Below are 19,034 nucleotides of genomic sequence, written 5' to 3'. Positions count from 1 at the left end.
CGGTCAGCGATGACCGGTTCGTGGCGAGTGCGCTGTGCAGTCCGCGGACACGGCCTCCGCAGTTCGACACGTCACAGATGTTGCAACACTGAGTTGCACATCTCGTACAGTTACTCCTATGGCGACCCGGGCACCCCACACTGACGGACGCCGCAAGGCTGCGGCGGCACGTCGGCGCGCCCGCAAGGAGCAGATCATCGCGGCGACCCGGGAGCTGTTCGACTCCAAGGGCGTGCGCGACGTGCAGATTGAGGAGATCGCCTCCGCGGTCGGCATCAACCGGGCGATCGTCTACCGCCACTTCACCGGCAAGGAGGAGCTGTTCGCGCTCACCCTGGTCGGCTACCTCGACGAGCTGCACGAGGCGATGCAGACGGCCGCCGGCGCGCACGACGAGGCTCCCGCTCGGCTGGCGGCGGTCGTGGGATCCTTCATCGACTACGGCGTGGCCCACCCTGCGTTCGTCGACTGCGCGCAGTCGCTGATGGTCCGCCCCGGAGACGAGCTCTTCGACGACATCTCCGAGGGCGCGCTCTTCCGCCTCGGCCGCGGGATCACGTCCTGCATGACGATCCTGTCGGAGGTGCTGGCCGAGGGCCGTGCCTCGGGCGCGTTCACCATCTCCACCGACCCGGTGGTGCTGGCCAACACGATGTACGCCAGTGGCCTCGGCGCCCTCCACCTGGCGCGTCTCGGGATCCTCGTCAGCGAGGCCGCACCGGGTATCCCGACCGTCAGCCAGATCTCGGCCGAGCAGGTCCGCGACTACGTCGTGTCGTCGGCGCTGGCCCTGGTCACGCGCGACGCCCAGGCGTCGTAGGAGCCAGCCGGAACGACACGGGCCGCCCCGGACGAATCCGGAGCGGCCCGCGCGTGTGCGTCCCTGGTGTCAGCGCTCCATGATCGCGACGACGCCCTGGCCACCGGCCGCGCAGACCGAGATCAGCGCGCGGCCGGAGCCCTTCTCGGCGAGCAGCTTCGCGGTGTTGGCGACGATCCGGCCGCCGGTCGCGGAGAACGGGTGACCCGCGGCGAGCGAGGAACCCTTGACGTTCAGCTTGCTGCGGTCGATCGAGCCGAGCGGCGCGTCGAGGCCGAGGCGCTCCTTGCAGAACACCGGGCTCTCCCACGCGGCGAGGGTCGACAGGACCTGCGAGGCGAACGCCTCGTGGATCTCGTAGTAGTCGAAGTCCTGCAGGGTGAGGCCGTGGCGGGCGAGCATCCGCGGGACGGCGTACGCCGGCGCCATCAGCAGGCCCTCGTGGCCGTTGACGAAGTCGACGGCGGCGACCTCGGAGTCGACGAAGTAGGCGAGCGGGGTCAGCCCGTGCTCCTCGGCCCACTCGTCGGAGGCCAGGAGTACGGCGGACGCGCCGTCGGTCAACGGGGTCGAGTTGCCCGCGGTCATGGTGGCCGCCTCGCCCTTGCCGAACACCGGCTTGAGCTTCGCGAGCTTCTCCAGCGAGGAGTCGGCCCGCAGGTTGTTGTCGCGCTCGAGGCCGCGGAACGGCGTGACCAGGTCGTCCTGCCAGCCGTCGACGTAGGACTGGGCGAGGTTGTGGTGCGAGGTGACGGCGAGCTCGTCCTGCGCCTCGCGGGCGATCTGCCACTCCAGCGCCGTCAGGGCCTGGTGGTCACCCATCGACAGCTTGGTGCGCGGCTCGCCGTTGGACGGGATCGCGAGACCGATGTCGCCGGGGCGGATCGTGGCCAGCACGGCGAGCCGGTCCTTGGTCGACCGCGCGTTGTTGAGCTGGATCAGCTTCTTGCGGAGCTTCTCCGAGATCGCGATCGGCGCGTCCGACGTGGTGTCCACGCCGCCGCCGATGCCCGAGTCGAGCTGACCGAGCTTGATCTTGTTGGCGATGTAATTGATCGCCTGGAGGCCGGTGCCGCAGGCCTGCTGCAGGTCGACCGCCGCGGTCTCGGGCGCGAGCTTGGTGCCGAGCACCGACTCGCGGACCAGGTTGAAGTCGCGGCTGTGCTTGAGCACGGCGCCACCGGCAACCTCGCCGATGCGTTCACCCTCGAGCCCGAAGCGCGTGACCAGGCCGTCGAGCGCGGCGGTCAGCATCTCCTGGTTGGAGGCGGTGGAGTAGGCCCCGTTGGAGCGGGCGAAGGGGATGCGGTTACCGCCGATGACGGCGGCCCGACGTACAGAGTCAGCCATGTTTCCTATCCTCATGCTTCAGGCCCGTCGAGAGAACCGTTTGAGGGCCAAGTCACGAAATGTGGACTCAGAGTTACACATCTAGTTACATAAGCGGTGAGCGGGCTCGGCCCGTGGACCTAGATTCAACGTGCGCGCACGTGGCAACGTGAGCGCCGACCTCATCTGCGGAGGCACAGCGCCATCATGAGCGACAAGTACCAGGGCTTCGTCTCGTCCCCGATCGGCAAGCTGCTGGTCAAGAACCTCGGACTCCCCAACCCGACCAAGCTCGACCGCTACAACGCGGGCGACCCCCTCGTCGACGGCACCGTGCTGGTCGGCGGCAACGGGCGGCTCGCCGAGTCGCTGACCGGGCTGCTCGACGTGCTCGGCATCGCGTCGGCCACCTCGGCCGCGGAGGGCGAGCGCTACAAGGGCCTCGTCTTCGACGCGACCGGCATCAAGGACTCGACCGAGCTGGTCGCGCTCCGCGACTTCTTCACCCCGGTCCTGCGCAGCCTCGAGGACTGCGCGCGCGTCGTCGTCATCGGCACCCCGCCCGAGCTGACCTCCGGCTCGGAGCGCGTCGCACAGCGTGCGCTCGAGGGCTTCACCCGCAGCCTCGGCAAGGAGATCGGCAAGGGCAGCACCGTCCAGCTGGTCTACGTCGCCGATGGCGCAGAGGCCGGCGTGTCCAGCACGCTCGGGTTCCTCCTCTCCCCCAAGTCGGCCTACGTCTCCGGCCAGGTCGTCCGGATCGGCGCCCACGGCAAGGGCAAGGTCACCGAGGTGGCCGACCAGACCCAGCCGCTCGCCGGCAAGGTCGCGCTCGTCACCGGCGCCAGCCGCGGCATCGGTGAGGCGATCGCCCGAACCCTGCACCGCGACGGCGCGAAGGTCGTCGGTCTCGACGTGCCCCAGGCCGCCAGCGAGCTGCAGACCCTGATGAAGGAGCTCGACGGCGACTGGCTGACGCTCGACATCAGCCAGGACGACGCGCCCCAACGGATCGCGCACCACCTCACGGAGAAGCACGGCGGCGTCGACGTCGTCGTCCACAACGCCGGCATCACCCGCGACCGCAAGCTCGCCAACATGTCCCCCAGCGACAAGGGCGACCGGTGGGCGCAGGTCCTCGGCGTCAACCTGACCGCGCCGGAGCGGATCACCCGCGAGCTCCTCGACCAGGGTGTGATCAACAAGGGCGGCTCGGTCATCGGCGTCGCCAGCATCGCCGGCATCGCCGGCAACGTGGGCCAGACCAACTACGCCGCGTCGAAGGCCGGCGTCATCGGTCTCGTCGACTCGCTCGCCGACGAGCTCAAGGACGGCATCACGATCAACGCCGTCGCGCCGGGCTTCATCATCACCCAGATGACCGCCGCCGTTCCGTTCGCGACCCGCGAGGTCGGCCAGCGGCTGAACGCGATGTCACAGGGCGGCCTGCCGATCGACGTCGCCGAGACCATCGCCTGGTACGCCAACCCGGCCTCGAGCCTGGTCAACGGCAACGTGGTCCGGGTGTGCGGCCAGATGATGCTGGGTGCCTGACATGGCGCTCCCCGTGATGCTCAAGGCCGCGCTGCCTGCGGTCCCGGGCCTGAACCAGCTTCCCGGGATCAAGAAGACCGGCGGCGCACTGCCCGATCTCACCCTCGAGCGCAACGACGTGCGGGTGGAGCGCTCGGAGGTCGACCGCTACGCGGCGGTCTGCGGCTTCCCGCGCAAGGACGTCGCACCGGTCCCCTACCTGCACATGCTGGCGTTCCCGCTGCACATGCAGCTGATGACCGATGCGGCGTTCCCGTTCCCGGCCATCGGCTCGGTGCACCTGGAGAACTCCATCACCCAGCACCGTCCGGTCGCGATCGGCGAGACCGTGTCGCTGTCGCTGAAGGCCGACAACCTGCGCGCCAGCACCAAGGGGCGCGCCTGGGACATGAACGTGACGGGCACCGTCGGTGACGAGGTCGTGTGGGAGTCGGTCTCGACGTACCTCCGCGTCGGCAAGGGCGACAAGGAGAAAGGCGACCCCGGCACGTCCTTCACGTCGATCGAGGCCAAGGGCCCGGTGTGGAGCGTGCCGGAGAACATCGGCCGCACCTACGGCGCCGTCTCGGGTGACCGCAACCCGATCCACCTCTACCCGCTGACGGCGAAGGCGCTCGGGTTCCCGCGCCACATCGCCCACGGCATGTGGAGCAAGGCGCGCTGCGTCGCGGCGCTGGAGAACCGGCTGCCCGACCACGTCCGTGTGGAGGTCGGCTTCAAGAAGCCGATCTTCCTGCCGGGCAAGGCGCGCTTCGGCGCCGAGGCCAACCCGGCCGGCTGGGACTTCGCCCTGGTGAACCCCAAGTCGGGCGCCCCCCACCTGCTCGGTCGTACGACGGCGCTCTGACCGTCACGTCACGTCGGCCCGGCTCGTCCCAGGACGGGCCGGGTCGACGTGATGTCAGAGGATGCCCTGCTTCTTCTCACCCGGGAGCAGCGCGTCCGTCCCCGGGAAGCGCGCCGTGTAGCCGTTGAGCTGGATCGCGAGCTTCGTGGAGCCCGACACCGTGCAGGCCGCACGCCCGGTGCTGTCAGTGACCGCGGTGCAGGCGAGGTTGTCGCCGTTGCCGATCGTGAACGTGATCGTCGAGCCCACGACGGGTGTGTGGTCGACACCGAAGGTGACCGTCGCCGACAGCGTGCTGTTGCTGAGCTTGGTCGTCGCGATGTCGGCCGTTCCTTGCGTGATCGTCAGCGTGCTGCTCACAAACCCACCGAAGGTGTAGTTCGGCGAGTCCAGGGTCCCCTGGGCGACGTCCAGCGGGTAGGTGCCCGGCGTGGAGGTGGCCGTCGCAGGCGTGCTGAACGCCGGGGCTCCCGTCAGGCCGGCGGCCGCGTCACCGTTGCGGAACCCGGTGAACGTCGCGGTGTAGGCCGGCGGCGCGGCGCCGTACGCCCGGCTCGCCGGGTCGGCCGCGACGGTCAGCTGACGCTTGTCCACGGTCAACGTGCCGGGCTCGAGCACGAACCTGTAGTTCGGCGACGTCATCGTGCCGATGACGATGTCGATCGGGTAGGTCCCGGCGTTGCTCTTGACGCCCGCCGTGGTCGAGAGCGACGGCGTCCCACTGAGGTCGGAGGCGTCGTCGTCGTTCTGGAAGCCGGAGAACGAGTACGTCAGCGCCGGGTTGCCGAAGCCGTAGGTGCGGGTCAGGTCGTCGGCAGTGACGGTCAGCGTCGTCTTGAAGACGACGAACGACGAGCCCTTGTAGGTGTTGATCAGGTAGTTCGCGCTCGACAGCGTTCCCCCACTGCACGAGGTCGGGTCGATCGCGTAGCCGGAGCCGACCTGCAGGGTCGGCGCGATGGGCTGGCCATCCGTGAGCGCGGTGCAGGCGACGTCGGAGACGGTGACCCCCGCGGCGGTCGTCGTGGCCGAGAACGCCGGCGCTCCGCCGTAGTTCTGGGCGCCGGTCACGGTCACGTTCACCGGCCGGGGGGTGACGGTCAGGCTGCCGGGCACGTAGACGAACCGGTAGTTGCTGGAGGTCAGCGTGCCGACCGCCGGCGTGATCGGGTAGGAGCCGACGTCCGAGGTGCTGGTCGCCGGCGTCGTGATCTCCGGCGCGCCGCTGACCGCGGAAGCGTCGTCACCGTTCTGGAAGCCGGTGATCGTGGAGGTGAAGGCCGGGTTCGCGTTGCGGTAGATGCGGGTGGCGTCGTCCGCCGTGACCGTCAGTGCCGCCTTGAAGACGAGGAACGAGGAGGACTGGTACGCCGCGATCGCGTGGTTCGAGCTCGACAGCACACCGCCGCTGCAGGTCTCCGGGTCGACCGCATAGCTGCCCGCCGGCAGCGTGGGCGCGATCGACTGTCCGCTCAGCAGGCCGGTGCACGTCACGTCCGACACGGTCACGCCGGAGACCCCGGTCCTGCCGGCGAACGACGGCGTACCGCCGTAGTTCTGGGCGCCGTTGACCGTCACGTCGACCTGCTTCGGCGTCACCTCGAGCGTGCCGGGCAGGTAGACGAACCGGTAGTTGCCGGCGGACAGCGTGCCGACCGCCGGAGTGATCGGATAGCTGCCGACGTCGGAGGTGCTGGTCGCGGTCGTCGTGAGCTCCGGCGCACCCGAGACCGCCGAGGCGTCGTCGCCGTTCTGGAATCCGGTGATCGTGTAGCCGAACGCGGGGTTCGCCGAACCGTAGGCCCGGCTCGCGTCGTCAGCCGTCACGGTCAGCGCGGCCTTGAAGACCAGGTACGACGAGGACTGGTACCCCGCGATCGCGTAGTTGGTGCTCGACAGCACACCGCCGCTACAGGTGGCCGGGTCGACCGCATAGCTGCCCGCCGGCAGCGTCGGCGCGATCGTCTGACCGCTCAACAGGCCGGTGCAGGTCATGCCCGACACCGTCACGCCGGAGACCCCGGTCTTGCCGGCGAACGACGGCGTACCGCCGTAGTTCTGGGCGCCGTTGACCGTCACCGTCACCGGCTTGGGGTTCACGGTCAGCGTCCCCGGCTGGTACGCGAAGAAGTAGTTGTTGCTCGGCACGGCGAGGGAGCCGGCCGAGACCGTGATCGGGTAGCTGCCGACGTTCGAGGACGTGGTCGCCGTCGTCGAGAGCGCCGGAGTCCCGGTCACGACCGAGGAGTCCTGACCGTTCACGTAGCCGGTGATCGTGTAGCCCAGCGCCGGGTTGGCATCGCCGTAGGCCTTCGTCCGGTTCTCTGCGGTCACCGTCAGCCTGGCGCGGAACACCGAGAACGTCGAGCCGGAGTAGCCCTGGATCGTGTAGCCCGGCTTCGACAGCGTGCCGCCGCTACAGGTGGGGCCCGAGATCGTGTAGGACCCGAGCGCCTTGATCGTCGGGTCGATCGTCGCACCGCTGGTGAGGCCGGTGCAGGTCACCCCGCTCACGCTCAGCCCCGTGACTCCGGTCGAGCCGGCGAAGGCCGGCTGCCCGCCGTAGTTCTGCGCACCGGTGACGGTGATCGTCACCGGGATCGGGTCCGCCGCCTCGGCGAGCGACGGCACGCCGAGCACTGCGAGCACGATCGCGAAGGGCAGAGCCCACTTCCGAACAGACATGATCGTCTTCTCTCCCCCTGTGAAGCCCACGCCCCTGTCGCCCGGAACGTAGCACCGCACAACCGGCGCGTCCGGTGATTCAGGAAGGCTTGTCGGTTCGGTCCGACTGCTCGGCCCGGCCGAACTACCGCGTGCGCGGCCGGATGAGGCCCTCTTGCGCGGTGGTCGCGACGAGCGTGCCGTCCTGGGTGAAGACCCGGCCGAGCGAGAGCCCGCGGGCACCACCGGCCGAGGGCGACCACTGGTCGTAGAGCCACCACTCGTCGGCGCGGAACGGCCGGTGGAACCAGATGGTGTGGTCGAGCGACGCCATCTGGACGGTGGTCGGGTCGGCCTCGTGCGCAGCCAGCGCGGCGCCGAGCAGTGACACGTCGCTGGCGTAGGTGAAGGTGGCGAGGTGCTCGAGCGGGTCGTCGGACAGGCGCCCGTCGATCCGGATCCAGAGCTGCGTCCTCGACGGGTGCATCGGATCGGGGTCGAGGCCGTGCCGGGAGTTGCCGAGCCAGCGCACGTCCATCGCGGCCCACTCCTTGCCGAGCCCGTCGTCGGAGCCGTGCTCCTCCATCAGGTCGAAGAGGTTCAGGCCCTCGTCCGGCGTCTTCACCTGGGGCATGACGTCCTGGTGCTCGAAGCCATCCTCGGCACGCTGGAAGTTGAGCGACTGGTAGTAGATCGGCCGGCCGTGCTGGCGCGCGAGGACCCGGCGGGTGGCGAACGACTTGCCGTCCCGGATCCGCTCGACGTCGTAGATGATCGGCACGTTGTAGTCGCCGGGCAGCAGGAAGTACGAGTGCAGCGAGTGCACGTGGAAGTCCTTGTCGACCGAGCGCGAGGCCGCGATCAGCGCTTGCGCCGCCACCTGGCCGCCGTAGACCCGCTGTCGCACGCTCTCGGGCTGCTTGCCGCGGTAGAGGTCGGTGTCGAGCTGCTCGAGGTCCAGCAGCGACACCAGCTGTCGGGTGGCGTCGCTGCCCTCGGCCGCGGCCTGGTCATGGGTCTCGGTCTCGGGCTCAACGTGCGGGGTCATCCGGCTCCTCCGGTCTCGTCCGGGCGCTCCAGGCCGGCCAGGAACTGCTCGAACTGCTGCCCGATCTCCTCCCCTGTCGGGAGGGGCTGGTCCTCGGCGAGGAGGCTGGAGCCGCTCTCCTCGGCGCGGGCGAACGCGTCGTACTGCTGCTCGAGGGCGGCGACGACGTCGCCGACCTCGCTGTTGGCGGCCAGGTAGCGGCCGATCTCCTCCTCGCGCTCCTCGGCGAGGGTGCCGAGCTCGGTCAGGTCGATCGTCAGCCGCGCCGCGAGCTCGACCTGCTCGAGCAGCGCGAGGGACGCCCGCGGGTAGTCGAGCTGGGCGACGTAGTGCGGCACGTGCGCGACGAAGCCGAGGGCATCGTGCCCCCACTCCCCCAGCCGCACCTCGAGCAACGCCTGCGCGCTGCTCGGGATCCGGAGCTCGCCCTGCCACGGGCTGGTGCCGGTGAGCAGCTCGACGTTGTTGGCGTGGTGGGTGATCGCGATCGGCCGGGTGTGCGGCACCGCCATCGGCACCGACCCCATCCCGACGACCAGCGCCACCGAGAACCGCTCGACCACCTCGCGCACGCCGCGGCAGAACGCCTCCCAACGGGTGTCGGGCTCGGGGCCGTGCAACAGGAGGTACGGCGTACCGCCGGTGTCGCGCAGCAGCCGGACCACCAGCCGCGGGGCGTCGTACGCCTCGTAGTGGTCGCGGACGAAGGACATGGGTGGCCGGCGGGCGCGGTAGTCGTGGAGCTGGTCGACGTCGAACGTCGCCACGACCACGCCGTCTGCGCCCTCGGCCGCCAGGTGCCGGCAGGCGATGGCGCCGGCGTTGCCGGCGTCGAGGAACCCGTCGAGAGCCACGACCATGCGCAGCTCCTCCACCCCGTCGAGCTCGGGCACGTCGTCGACGATGTGCACGAGGCGAGGTGTGGGGGTCACGGGGAAACGATACTGACACCGGGTTCGGGGGTGTCGGGCGCGCTCACCCGTAGGTGCGCCGCATCAGCGCGATGCCCCCTCGGGCGAGGTCGGCCGTCGTGGTCCCGAGCTGCTCGGAGACCACCGTCTGCGGGTCCGCCCCGTCGGCGAACCCGTCGAGCAGGGCCCACAGGGCGTCCTCGCCGTAGCTCGCCGCGACGTACTCGCACACCCACCAGGAGACGGCGTACCACCCCTCGGCGTGCTCGCCCGCGAACTCCTCGTCGGAGGGCACGTCGTCGACGCCGCCGGCGACCAGGTTGAGGGCGTCGGCCTGGAGCCGCCGCTCGGCGGGTGCGATCGGCTGGACCGAGACGTACTCGGCCAGCCCCTCGGTGAACCACAGCGGGACCCCGCGGGCGTGGTCACCCAGCGCGACGTGGGTGAGCTCGTGGCGGACCAGCCGGTCGAGCACGGCTTCGCTCTCGTCTATGACGTGCGGGTTCAGGAAGATCCGGTACGACGACACCTTCCCGTTGCCGGCGGCTGCGTCGGTCGGCACCGCGATGGTCGCGCCGTCGAGCTGATCGGGATCGTCGACAGGCAGCCCCTTCAGTGACTCGACGAAGGCCGGGTCGGCCAGCGTGTAGACGACCACGCCGCCGGGATCCTCGACGTCGACCGGCAGCACCGATCGCACGGCGAACCGGGCCTCGGAGACGGAGTCGAGGACCGCATCGGCGTTCGCGACGGTCGTGGCGTCGAAGATCCCCAGTACGCCGGCGCCGTCGCGCACCTCGATCTCGCCCAGGTCCCAGGGCTGCGGCTGGGATCCGGACCGGGCCTCCCAGTCGGGGTCGGTGGTCGACGTCAGCAGGTAGCGGCGACCGTCGCGCGTGGGGGTGAACCGCCAGCGGTCGCGCGTGACGACGGGCGCGACGTCGTACCCCTGCAGCTCGAGGCGGAGGGTGATCTCGGCCCAGTAGGCGTCGCCGTCGGGCTCGAGCGACTCCTCGGCGACCTCGAGGCGCACCGTGCCGAGCGGCAGCTGGCCGAGGTTGTCGAAGTACTGCTCCTGCTCCGCGACGAAGCCGGCGTTGCGTTGCTTCAACGTCCGCTCGAACGCGACGGTGTCACGGTCGACGATCGCGCGAGCCCGTTGCCGCAAGGTGCGCTGGATGCTCGCCGCGGCATCGGCGTCGGGGTCGGACGACACGACCGGTGAGTCGTCGTTGCACGCCGCGAGGGTCGGGACCAGCAGGGCGGGCAGCAGCAGCGCGGGGACGATCCGGTGCCGGGAGCCCGCGCGGTCAGCCCTTCGTCTCGGCATCGAGGAGCGCCCGGCCGTCCGCCGCCGCAGCGTCGTCCGTCGCCGTCCCGGTCATCTCGTGCACGATGTCGAGGGCGATGGTCTGGGCCGAGAGGCCCACGCGCTCCAGGATCACGGCCCGCTTCGCGTGGTCGAGGAACTCCTGTGGAATGCCGTGCAGCCGCACCGGGGTGTCGACCCCGGCGGCGGATAGCGTCTGGAGCAGCACGGCGCCGACTCCGCCGACGACCCCGTTGTCCTCGATCGTGACGACGAGGCGGTGGTCGGCAGCGAGCTTCACGAGAGCCGGGTCGACCGGCTTCACCCAGCGCGGGTCGACGACGGTGACGCCGATCCCCTGCGCCGACAGGCGCTCCGCGACGTCGACACCGACGCCGGCCATCGAGCCCACCGCAACGACGAGCACTTCACGGCGGCCGCTGCGGACGAGCACGTCGACGCCGCCGATCCGGTCGATCGCCTCGATGTCGGCGGGCGGCGGGCCCTTCGGGAACCGGACGACCGTCGGCGCATCGGCGACCTCGACCGCCTCGTCCAGCAGGTCGCGCATCCGGGTCACGTCGCGGGGCGCAGCCAGCCGGAGGCCGGGGACGACCTGGAGCACCGACATGTCCCACATGCCGTTGTGGCTGGCGCCGTCGTCGCCGGTCACACCGGACCGGTCGAGCACGAAGGTGACACCGCACCTGTGCAGCGCGACGTCCATCAGCACCTGGTCGAAGGCCCGGTTGAGGAACGTCGCGTAGACGGCGACGACCGGGTGAAGGCCGCCGATCGCGAGGCCGGCGGCGGAGGTCGCGGCGTGCTGCTCGGCGATGCCGACGTCGAAGGTGCGGTCGGGGAAGCGTGTCTGGAACTTGTCCAGACCGACCGGGTGCATCATCGCCGCGGTGATCGCCACGACGTCCGGGCGGCGCTCACCGATCCGCACGATGTGTTCGGCGAAGTGATCGGTCCAGATGAGACCCTTCGGCTTCTCGGCACCGGTCTGGACGTCGAACGGGCCCGGCGCGTGGAACTGGTCGGCCTCGTGCCGCTCGGCCGGGTCGTAGCCGAAGCCCTTGCGGGTGATCGCGTGCACGATGACCGGGCCGCCGTACCGCTTCGCCTGGTGGAGGGCCTGCTCCATCGCCTGGCGGTCATGACCGTCCACGGGACCGACGTACTTGAGGCCGAGGTCCTCGAACAGGCCCTGCGGGGCGAGGGCGTCCTTGAGGCCTTTCTTGACCGCGTGGAGGGCGTCGTACGCCGTCGGGCCGACCGCCGGGACCGCGTTGACGCGCTTCTTGACCAGGTCGAGGACCTGCTCGTAGCGCGGGTTGGTGCGAAGGCCGGTGAGCGCCGTGGCGAGGCCGCCGATGGTCGGCGTGTAGGAGCGGCCGTTGTCGTTGACGACCATCACCAGGCGCGAGTCCCGCGCGATCGCGATGTTGTTGAGCGCCTCCCAGGCCATGCCGCCGGTCAGGGCACCGTCGCCGATCACCGCGACCACGTGCCGGTCCTCGCCGCGGATGGCGTATGCCTTGGCGATGCCGTCGGCGTAGCTGAGCGCCGTTGACGCGTGGGAGTTCTCGACGATGTCGTGCTCGGACTCCGCCTGGCTCGGGTAGCCGCTCATCCCGCCCTCGCGGCGCAGCGTGCCGAACTCCGCGGCCCGCCCGGTCACGAGCTTGTGCACGTACGACTGGTGGCCGGTGTCGAAGACGACCTTGTCGCGCGGGCTGTCGAACACCCGGTGGATGGCGAGCGTGAGCTCGACGACGCCGAGGTTGGGCCCGAGGTGACCGCTGTTCGTCGCGACCGTCCGGATCAGCAGGTCACGGATCTCGCTGGCGAGCGTCGTCAGCTCGTCCTCGGACAGGTCCCGCAGGTCGCGGGGCGTGGAGATCCGGTCGAGGAGAGCCATGCGGGCGAGTTTATGCCGTCAGACTTCAAGTACGGCGATCGCGGGCTCCTCCAGGCTGCCGATCCGGTCACACCATGAGGCTCATGGCAGCAGGCTCCGGTAGCGGTCCGAGGCGAGGAACTCGGGGAGGGCCTTGGCAGCAGCGAGGGTCAGGTCCAGGCCCCGCGCCGCGGCGGGGTCGACGAAGACGATCTGCCGGCCCTCGCGGCAGTCGATGTCCTCGTCGCTGCAGTCGGTCGCCCCGAAGAAGAGGCAGAAGCTGTCGTCGGTGTCGCGGTGGGCGTGCCGCACGGAGAACTCGGCGAAGAGCTCCAGCCCGCCGTCGAGCGCGATCCCCGTCTCCTCCTCGAGCTCGCGGTAGGCCGCTTCCTCCCACGTCTCCCCCGGCTCGACGCCGCCGCCGGGGAACCCCCACTTCTCGGGGTCGATGACCGGGTGCTCGTCCCGTTCCTGCAGCAGCAGCCACCCGCGCGGATCCACCAGGGCGATCGAGGAGAACCGGGTCACGCCCGCCACCGTAGCGACCGCTGGAGCGGGTCGCCGCTGCTGTTGCCCGCCGACCGTCCCGGTCCGCGGCTCGTCAGGGACGCAGGAGGTAGAACCGCATCACGTCGTGCTCGATGTCCGGCAGTACGACGTCGGCGTAGCCGGCTGCACCGGCGTAGGCCCGCATCGTGGCGGGTCGGAACAGGGCGCCGGTGCCTGCTGAGCCGGGCTCCGAGAGCCCGACGGGCAGGCAGTGCAGCACGCTTCCGGCAGCGAAGAGCCGTTCGACCGGCGAGCCGTTCGGGGCGAACTCCTCCTCCGCACGCTCGTCCATCACGACGACTCGTCCGCCGTCTCGAAGGGCCTGCCGCACGACGGTCAGCGCCTCGACCGGGTGAGCCATGTCGTGGAGGCTCTCCAGGAAGAACGCGACGTCGATCGACGCTGTCGGCCGCGCCTCGTCCGCGCGCGCGACCTCGAAGGTGACCCGGTCGGCGAGCCCGGCCTCGGCCGCGTTGCGCCGCGCGTCCAGGATCGACGCCTCGTCGCTGTCCACGCCCAGCACGGCGAGGCCCGGGAACGCCCGGGCGAGGGAGATCGACGACCACCCGACGCCACAGCCGAGGTCGAGCGCGCGGGCACCGGGACGGGCGACCAGCGCGGCGACCTCGGGCATCGCCGGCACCCAGTCCTGGGCGAGCGAGCCGACGAAGTCCCCCTTGTTGAACAGGCCCTGACCCAGCCGTACGTCGTCGCCGTACTCGCCGAAGGCGACACCGGTGCCGTTGCGCCACGCCTCCAGCACCCGCGGCAGCACCGAGCCGCAGCCGCCGGCGAGAAGAGCCATCGCGCCGGCGTAGAACGGGCTGTCGGCGTCGGCCAGCACCAGCCGTTGCGCCTCCGAAAGGTAGTACCGCCGCTCCTCCGCGGCCGCACCCGGGTCGTCGACCGACACGAGGCCGGCGATCGTCTGCTGCTCGAGCCACTCGCGGGCGTAGCGCTCGATGATGCCGGCGCGGCCGGCGACGTCGGTCGACGTACCTCCGGTCGCGACGGCGTCGTACAGGCCGAGCTTGAGGCCCAGCCAGACGGTGGCGAGCTCGATGGTCGACACGGTGTGGCCGAAGATCGCCTCGACGAGCGCACCCGCTTCGGTCTCGGTGTCCTGGACCGGCTGCTCCGGTGCCGCGAGGACCACCTCGTCGAGGTCGGTGTACGTCAGGTCGCTCACGAAGCCGGCGAGCTCGGCGGCGAGCGCCGAGGTCTCGGGGAGCTCGGAGTTGACCCGGGCATCGTCGGAGGACGCGAACTCGTTGACCGCGACGAAGCGGCGCGGGTCGTCGCGGTCGACGTACACCCGTTCGCGCAGCAAGGTGGTGCGACCGGCGGTCTCTTCGCGCCACCGCTGAGAGAGCTTGGTGATCCGGGTGGGGTCGTCGGTGGTGAAGGAAACGATCTGGATGAAGGACATCGGAGGCTCCTCTGGAGAGGGACAGGACACCCAGGAGGCGTGAGGAAGGGCCTCACGCCGGAAGGGGACGGTCCCTCACAGCTCCCAGTCGACGGCCTGCTCGGGGTCGTAGCTGCAGAACGTGCCGGTGCGGACCGAGCGCCGCAGGTGCGCGCCGAGCGCGGGGTGCGCCGCCTCGATCCGCTTGATGGCGTCCCGGATCCGCCAGGTGACCGTGCTCCGGGCACGCTCGGCGTCGTCGTTCGTACGACGCGCCCGCCCACCCAGTCCGTACGCCGCACCCAGCTCGGCGATCAGGAACTCCCGCTCGGCGACCGCGCGGGCGGCCGCGTCCGCGTCACCCACACGGTCCGCCTCGTCGATGTCCGCGTCCAGCTCGGCAAGTCGACGGCGGTAGGCCGCCGTGGCCTGATCGTCGAGGGCCGGGCCGGTACCCCCCTGCCGTGGGCCGCCCTGACCCGCCAGGTCCAGCGCATGGGTCTCCTCGGACGGCCGGCCCAGCAGGATGGCCAGGTCGGTCATCCCCTTCACGTGGCGGACGATCGCCGGTGCGCCACGGAAGGCGAGCTGCCAGACGTCGCCCTCCCGGCGGAACCGTCCCTCAGCACGTGCGGGCGCAGACGGTCCATCCGCCGGGGACGCCGACCCGGTCAACCGGTCCTCGAGCTCACGGGCCCGCGCAACGAGGCCGTGCGCCCGGTAGAAGCCGAGCGCGTCGACCCGCAGCTCGCGCGCTCGTACGGCGTCGCCCGACCCACCCCGGCGATCGAGGACGTCCGCCTGGAGCACCTTCGTGTGGGCGCTGGCCAGCGGCGCGCCGGCGCTGGCCGCGTCGGCGAGCGCCGCGGCGAGATGGTCCTCGGCGGCAGCCAGGTCCCCGATCAGCAGGTCCAACGCACCCAGATAGCGATCCACGGGGCCCATCGCTCCGGCCGCGATGCCGTCGACTGCCCAGCAGCCGCGGTACGGCATCAGCGCGTCCCTGAGCACCGCTGCCGCTTCAGGCGGGTCGCCCGCGTCGTACGCCGCAAGCGTGACCAGCCCGAGGGTCGACAGGAACTCGGCGTCCGGCGCCAGGTCCGCGACGACCGCCGCGATCGAGGGCAACGCAGCCCGTCGGAGCGACGGTTCCTGCCCGGGGAAGAACGGCAGCGGGGAGTCGCCGTCCGGCGCGGCTTCGGCGAACTCGTCGACGAGCCGTCGGAGCTCGACCAGGATTTCCTCGGTCCGGCGCTCCTCGATCGCGCACCAGAACCGCTGGACGGCGGCGAGGATCCGCGCGTTGTGACTGTCGGTCAGTGCACCGATCCGGTCGACCTCGTCCGCGCACGCGCGGGTCGTCGTCATGTCGCCCGCCAGGTGAGCGAGGTAGCCGCGGAACAGCGGGACGTACCAGGAGTAGAGAGGCTGCCCCAGGTGGTCGGCGGCGAGCTCGAAGGCCGCCATGTCCGCCCGGGCGTCGACCGTCCGTCCTTGCTCGAGCAGAGCCACGATCCGGTGTCGCAGGCCGAGCAGCTCGAGGCCGCGATCGCCGGCGAGGCGCGCGTTCGCAATCACCTCCCCTGCCTCGGCCTCGCGGCGACCGGAGTCGGCCGGTCCTGCGATCGCGTCACAATGGGCCGACAGCGCATGGGCGACCGCGCGCGGGTCACCGATGCGCCTGGCGATGGCGGTCGCCTGCTCCGCCAGATCGCGACGGCGATCGGCATCAGCCGCGAAGGCGCTCGCCACCGACAACCTCGCCATCACGTCGACCCTCAGCGCCGAGTCGGCGTCGCCCAGGAGGACGAGCGCCTCCTCGAGCAGGTCGAGCTGTGCCCGGTCCCACAGCCGAACCTCGAAGCCGGTGGTGCCCGCGGCGAAGCCGAGCGCGGCCTGCGCGAACCCTTCGGGGTCGTGGCGTGCCCTGGCCAGGGTCGCGGCTTGGACGAAGTCGTCACGTGCGCCTGCGAGCACCCCGAGCGCGAGCAGCGCCGTACCCCGCCCGAGGAGTGCCTCGAACCGGGCCGCCAGGTCCGCACCGGCCAGCTCGAGCTCGACGGCCCGGTGCCGGACGGCCTCCTCGAAGGCGCGGGCGGCGTGCGCGACCTCCGCCGCGCGCCGCGAAGCCTCCCGTGCCCGGGCCACGTCACCGAGCGGCAGCGCGGCCCGGAGGTGGTGCGCCGCCTCCGCCGCGGCGGCCGGATCGTCGGCGACCAGCTCTGCGGCCGCGAGGTGCACCTCACGAGCCCGGGTCGGCGCGAGCGACCGCACCAGGCAGTCCCGGATCAGCGGGTGGGCGATCTCGACCCGTCCTGCCGCTTCACTAGCCAGGCCGGCGGCAACGGCCTCGTCCAGCGCAGCGACGATGTCCACGGGATCCCGCTGAGCGAGCGCGGCGACGGTCTCGACGGTGTTCGCGGTGCCGGCGATCGCCGCGACCGCCAGGATCTCGTGGCACGCCTGCGACACGCGCGCCAGCCGCCGCCCGATGATGGCCTCGGCGGAGGTGGGAACCAGTGCCGTGAGATCGCCGCCCCCGCGGTCCTGGGCGAGGCGGGCGAGCTCGACCAGGAACAGCGGGTTGCCGCCCGTCCGCTCGCGCAGCCGCTCCGCCTCCTCGCTGTCGACGCGCAGCCCCGCGGCCCGGTCCAGCAGCTCGGCGACCTCGCCGCGCTCCAGACCGGCGAGCTTGATCCGCTCGGAGTGGGCGGCCAGCTCGGTCGCGAGCGACTCCAGCGCGTCGGGCACCTTCTCCGCATCGCGCCAGGTCGCGACGACGACCACGGGAGCAGCGCCCGGCGACCGGGTCAGGAATCGAAGCAGTCGCAGGGATCCGGGATCGGTCCAGTGCAGGTCGTCGAGGGCGACGAGGAGCGGCTGCTCCGCGCCGATGGCCGCGAGCACTCCCTCGACCGCGTCGAAGAGTGCGAAACGCTCGGGATCGACCGTCCCGTCCTGCGGGTGCCCCGACGCGGCCGCGAGCTCGGGCAGGAGCGACAGCGCCTCCGCCGAGCGCGGGCCCCACCGAGCGAGCAGCTCCTCGCGCCCCGCACGACCCGCAGCGTCACGCAGGACCTGGACCCACAGCCAGAACGGCGGGGTACCGGGGTCGTTCCACGCAGTCCCCCGCAGCACCCGGACCCCACGATCAGCCGCCAAAGCAGTGGCCGCATCCAGCAGGCTGGTCTTGCCGATGCCGGCCTCGCCGCTGATCCACAGGAACGAGCCGGTCCCGTCCTTAGCCCGCCCGATCGCCCGCTCCAGGTGGGCACGCGCGACGGAACGCCCGAGGAGCGGAGCACCGGCCAGCGCGGCCACGGGCCCAGGCTAGTGCGCCAGGAAGCTCAGCCGGACGTCTCTGTCGTGATTGTCGACGTTGAGGTCGACCAGGCAGATGCTCTGCCAGGTGCCGAGGGCGAGGCGCCCGCCCAGGACCGGCACCGAGGCGTACGGCGGCACCAGCGCCGGCATCACGTGGGAGCGACCGTGACCGGGCGACCCGTGCCGGTGCCGCCACCGGTCGTCGGCGGGCAGCAGGTCGGCCAGCGCGGCGAGCAGGTCGTCGTCGCTGCCGGCGCCGGTCTCGATGATCGCGATCCCGGCCGTCGCGTGCGGGACGAACAGGTGGAGCAGGCCGTCACCACGCGCGGACACGAACACGGCGCAGTCGCGGGTGATGTCGAGGACCCGCTCCTCACCACCCGTCCGGAAGTGGAGGATCTCGCTGTCCACTGGTTCTCCTTCAGGCCGCGGTGCCGGCAGCCGAGTCGGTGCCGTCGGGGTCGGTGATGCCGCCCGCGCACGAGGCGAAGGCCTCGGGAGCGGTCCCGCCCGCGCCGTACTCGTCGATGAAGAGCGCGATCCGCGGGTCGTCCGCGCCGACGAGCTGGAGCTGGCGGCCCCACGCGGTGATCACGGCCGGCGCGTCCTGGTCGGCGTACGGCGACATGATCCCGTTGTCCGGCAGCTGGCCGGCGAGCTCCGCGACCCCGTCCGCGTCGAGGAGGTCCGCGCGGTAGGTCAACCAGATCGAGCCGTGCTCGAGGTCGTGCACGGCGTACTCGTCGAGCACCGGTACGTCGTAGACCCCGCACTCGAGCCACGGATCCCAGTGGTCACCGCCGACCGGCGGGCTCTGGGGGTAGGTGACGTCGTCACGCACGTGGACGTACGGCGGAACGTCGTACTCCTCGACCAGGTCGAGGTTGCTGGTGTCCACGCTCGAGCCGTCCGCAGTGTCCTTCCCGGAGTCGTCGTCCTCGTCGTCGCCGCCCAGGACCAGCGGCAGCACGATCGCGGCGATCACCACCAGCAGGCCGGCGACCACGGCCACGGCGATCGGCAGTGCCCTGCTCGGCGACGAGGTGGGGCGGGGGTCCGTCATCCCTCGAGCGCCTTCTCGATCCGTTCCACCTTCGCGGTCAGCTGGCCGCTGAACCCCGGCCGGATGTCGGCCTTGAGGACCAGCCCCACCCGGGGCGACACCTCGGCGACCACCTCGACCGCTCGCTTGACGACGGCCATCACCTCGTCCCACTCCCCCTCGATGTTGGTGAACATCGCATTGGTCTCGTTCGGGAGTCCGGACTCGCGGACGACGCGGACGGCCGCGGCGACGGCCTCGCTGACACCGCCGGTCTCGTCGGCGGCCACGGACGGCGAGATGCTGAAGGCGACGAGCATGGC

15 protein-coding genes are annotated in these 19,034 nt (G+C 71.2%); 3 read left to right on the top strand and 12 right to left on the bottom strand.

All coding sequences use genetic code 11. From position 1 onward, the window contains the following. Window positions 1–118: 118 nt before the first annotated feature. Window positions 119–820, top strand: a complete 702-nt coding sequence (locus D0Z08_RS24325; protein WP_118927874.1) for a TetR/AcrR family transcriptional regulator — start codon at window positions 119–121, stop codon at window positions 818–820. Window positions 821–889: 69 nt separating this feature from the next. Here the strand turns inward: D0Z08_RS24325 and D0Z08_RS24320 are convergent, their stop codons facing one another. After that, entirely contained in the window at window positions 890–2,170 is a 1,281-nt protein-coding gene (locus D0Z08_RS24320) for an acetyl-CoA C-acetyltransferase (RefSeq protein WP_118927873.1), read from the bottom strand. Window positions 2,171–2,356: 186 nt separating this feature from the next. On the opposite strand from D0Z08_RS24320, the gene D0Z08_RS24315 reads away from it, so the two are divergent. Together D0Z08_RS24315 and D0Z08_RS24310 are read left to right on the top strand one after the other, a co-directional pair. Then, window positions 2,357–3,703 carry a 3-oxoacyl-ACP reductase gene (locus tag D0Z08_RS24315; RefSeq protein ID WP_118927872.1) on the top strand — a complete coding sequence of 449 codons (1,347 nt, stop codon included), beginning with the start codon at window positions 2,357–2,359 and terminating at the stop codon, window positions 3,701–3,703. Window position 3,704: 1 nt separating this feature from the next. Continuing rightward, window positions 3,705–4,550: a MaoC family dehydratase gene (locus D0Z08_RS24310; RefSeq protein WP_118927871.1), complete on the top strand. Its 846-nt coding sequence runs from the start codon at window positions 3,705–3,707 to the stop codon at window positions 4,548–4,550. 54 nt (window positions 4,551–4,604) lie between these two features. On the opposite strand, the gene D0Z08_RS24305 is transcribed toward D0Z08_RS24310, so the two are convergent. The 11 genes from D0Z08_RS24305 to D0Z08_RS24255 all read right to left on the bottom strand — a co-directional run bounded on the left by D0Z08_RS24305 (window position 4,605) and on the right by D0Z08_RS24255 (window position 19,031). Then, window positions 4,605–7,235, bottom strand: coding sequence for an MBG domain-containing protein (locus D0Z08_RS24305; RefSeq protein WP_118927870.1), 2,631 nt, complete (start codon window positions 7,233–7,235; stop codon window positions 4,605–4,607). Window positions 7,236–7,359: 124 nt separating this feature from the next. Next, window positions 7,360–8,262, bottom strand: a complete 903-nt coding sequence (locus D0Z08_RS24300) for an acyl-CoA thioesterase (RefSeq protein ID WP_118927869.1) — start codon at window positions 8,260–8,262, stop codon at window positions 7,360–7,362. After that, a complete protein-coding gene (locus tag D0Z08_RS24295) occupies window positions 8,259–9,194 on the bottom strand; it encodes a proteasome assembly chaperone family protein (protein WP_245994390.1) in 936 nt (311 codons plus the stop codon). Before D0Z08_RS24295 ends, D0Z08_RS24300 begins: the two co-directional genes overlap by 4 nt. Window positions 9,195–9,237: 43 nt before the next feature. Next, entirely contained in the window at window positions 9,238–10,503 is a 1,266-nt protein-coding gene (locus D0Z08_RS24290) for a gluzincin family metallopeptidase (RefSeq protein WP_118927868.1), read from the bottom strand. Beyond that, on the bottom strand, window positions 10,484–12,409 hold the full coding sequence (dxs, locus tag D0Z08_RS24285; RefSeq protein ID WP_118927867.1) for a 1-deoxy-D-xylulose-5-phosphate synthase: 1,926 nt from the start codon (window positions 12,407–12,409) through the stop codon (window positions 10,484–10,486). Before dxs ends, D0Z08_RS24290 begins: the two co-directional genes overlap by 20 nt. A gap of 81 nt (window positions 12,410–12,490) precedes the next feature. Next, on the bottom strand, window positions 12,491–12,916 hold the full coding sequence (locus D0Z08_RS24280) for an NUDIX domain-containing protein (protein WP_118927866.1): 426 nt from the start codon (window positions 12,914–12,916) through the stop codon (window positions 12,491–12,493). A gap of 73 nt (window positions 12,917–12,989) precedes the next feature. Continuing rightward, window positions 12,990–14,366 (bottom strand): class I SAM-dependent methyltransferase, encoded by a 1,377-nt coding sequence (locus tag D0Z08_RS24275; RefSeq protein ID WP_118927865.1) that lies wholly within the window; start codon window positions 14,364–14,366, stop codon window positions 12,990–12,992. Between the two features lie 75 nt (window positions 14,367–14,441). Then, complete coding sequence (locus D0Z08_RS24270) at window positions 14,442–17,666, bottom strand: ATP-binding protein (RefSeq protein WP_118927864.1); 3,225 nt, start codon at window positions 17,664–17,666, stop codon at window positions 14,442–14,444. Window positions 17,667–17,675: 9 nt separating this feature from the next. Next, entirely contained in the window at window positions 17,676–18,080 is a 405-nt protein-coding gene (locus D0Z08_RS24265) for a YjbQ family protein (RefSeq protein ID WP_118927863.1), read from the bottom strand. A gap of 10 nt (window positions 18,081–18,090) precedes the next feature. Continuing rightward, window positions 18,091–18,732, bottom strand: coding sequence for a thioredoxin-like domain-containing protein (locus D0Z08_RS24260; protein ID WP_118927862.1), 642 nt, complete (start codon window positions 18,730–18,732; stop codon window positions 18,091–18,093). Continuing rightward, complete coding sequence (locus D0Z08_RS24255) at window positions 18,729–19,031, bottom strand: thiamine-binding protein (RefSeq protein ID WP_118927861.1); 303 nt, start codon at window positions 19,029–19,031, stop codon at window positions 18,729–18,731. The genes D0Z08_RS24260 and D0Z08_RS24255 overlap by 4 nt, the downstream gene beginning before the upstream one ends. Window positions 19,032–19,034: the final 3 nt, after the last annotated feature.

Source organism: Nocardioides immobilis (assembly GCF_003515065.1).
In the GTDB taxonomy this organism is placed as follows: Bacteria; Actinomycetota; Actinomycetes; order Propionibacteriales; family Nocardioidaceae; genus Nocardioides; species Nocardioides immobilis.
Note: the sequence above shows the minus strand (reverse complement) of the source record. Positions and strands in the feature narration are given on the sequence as shown.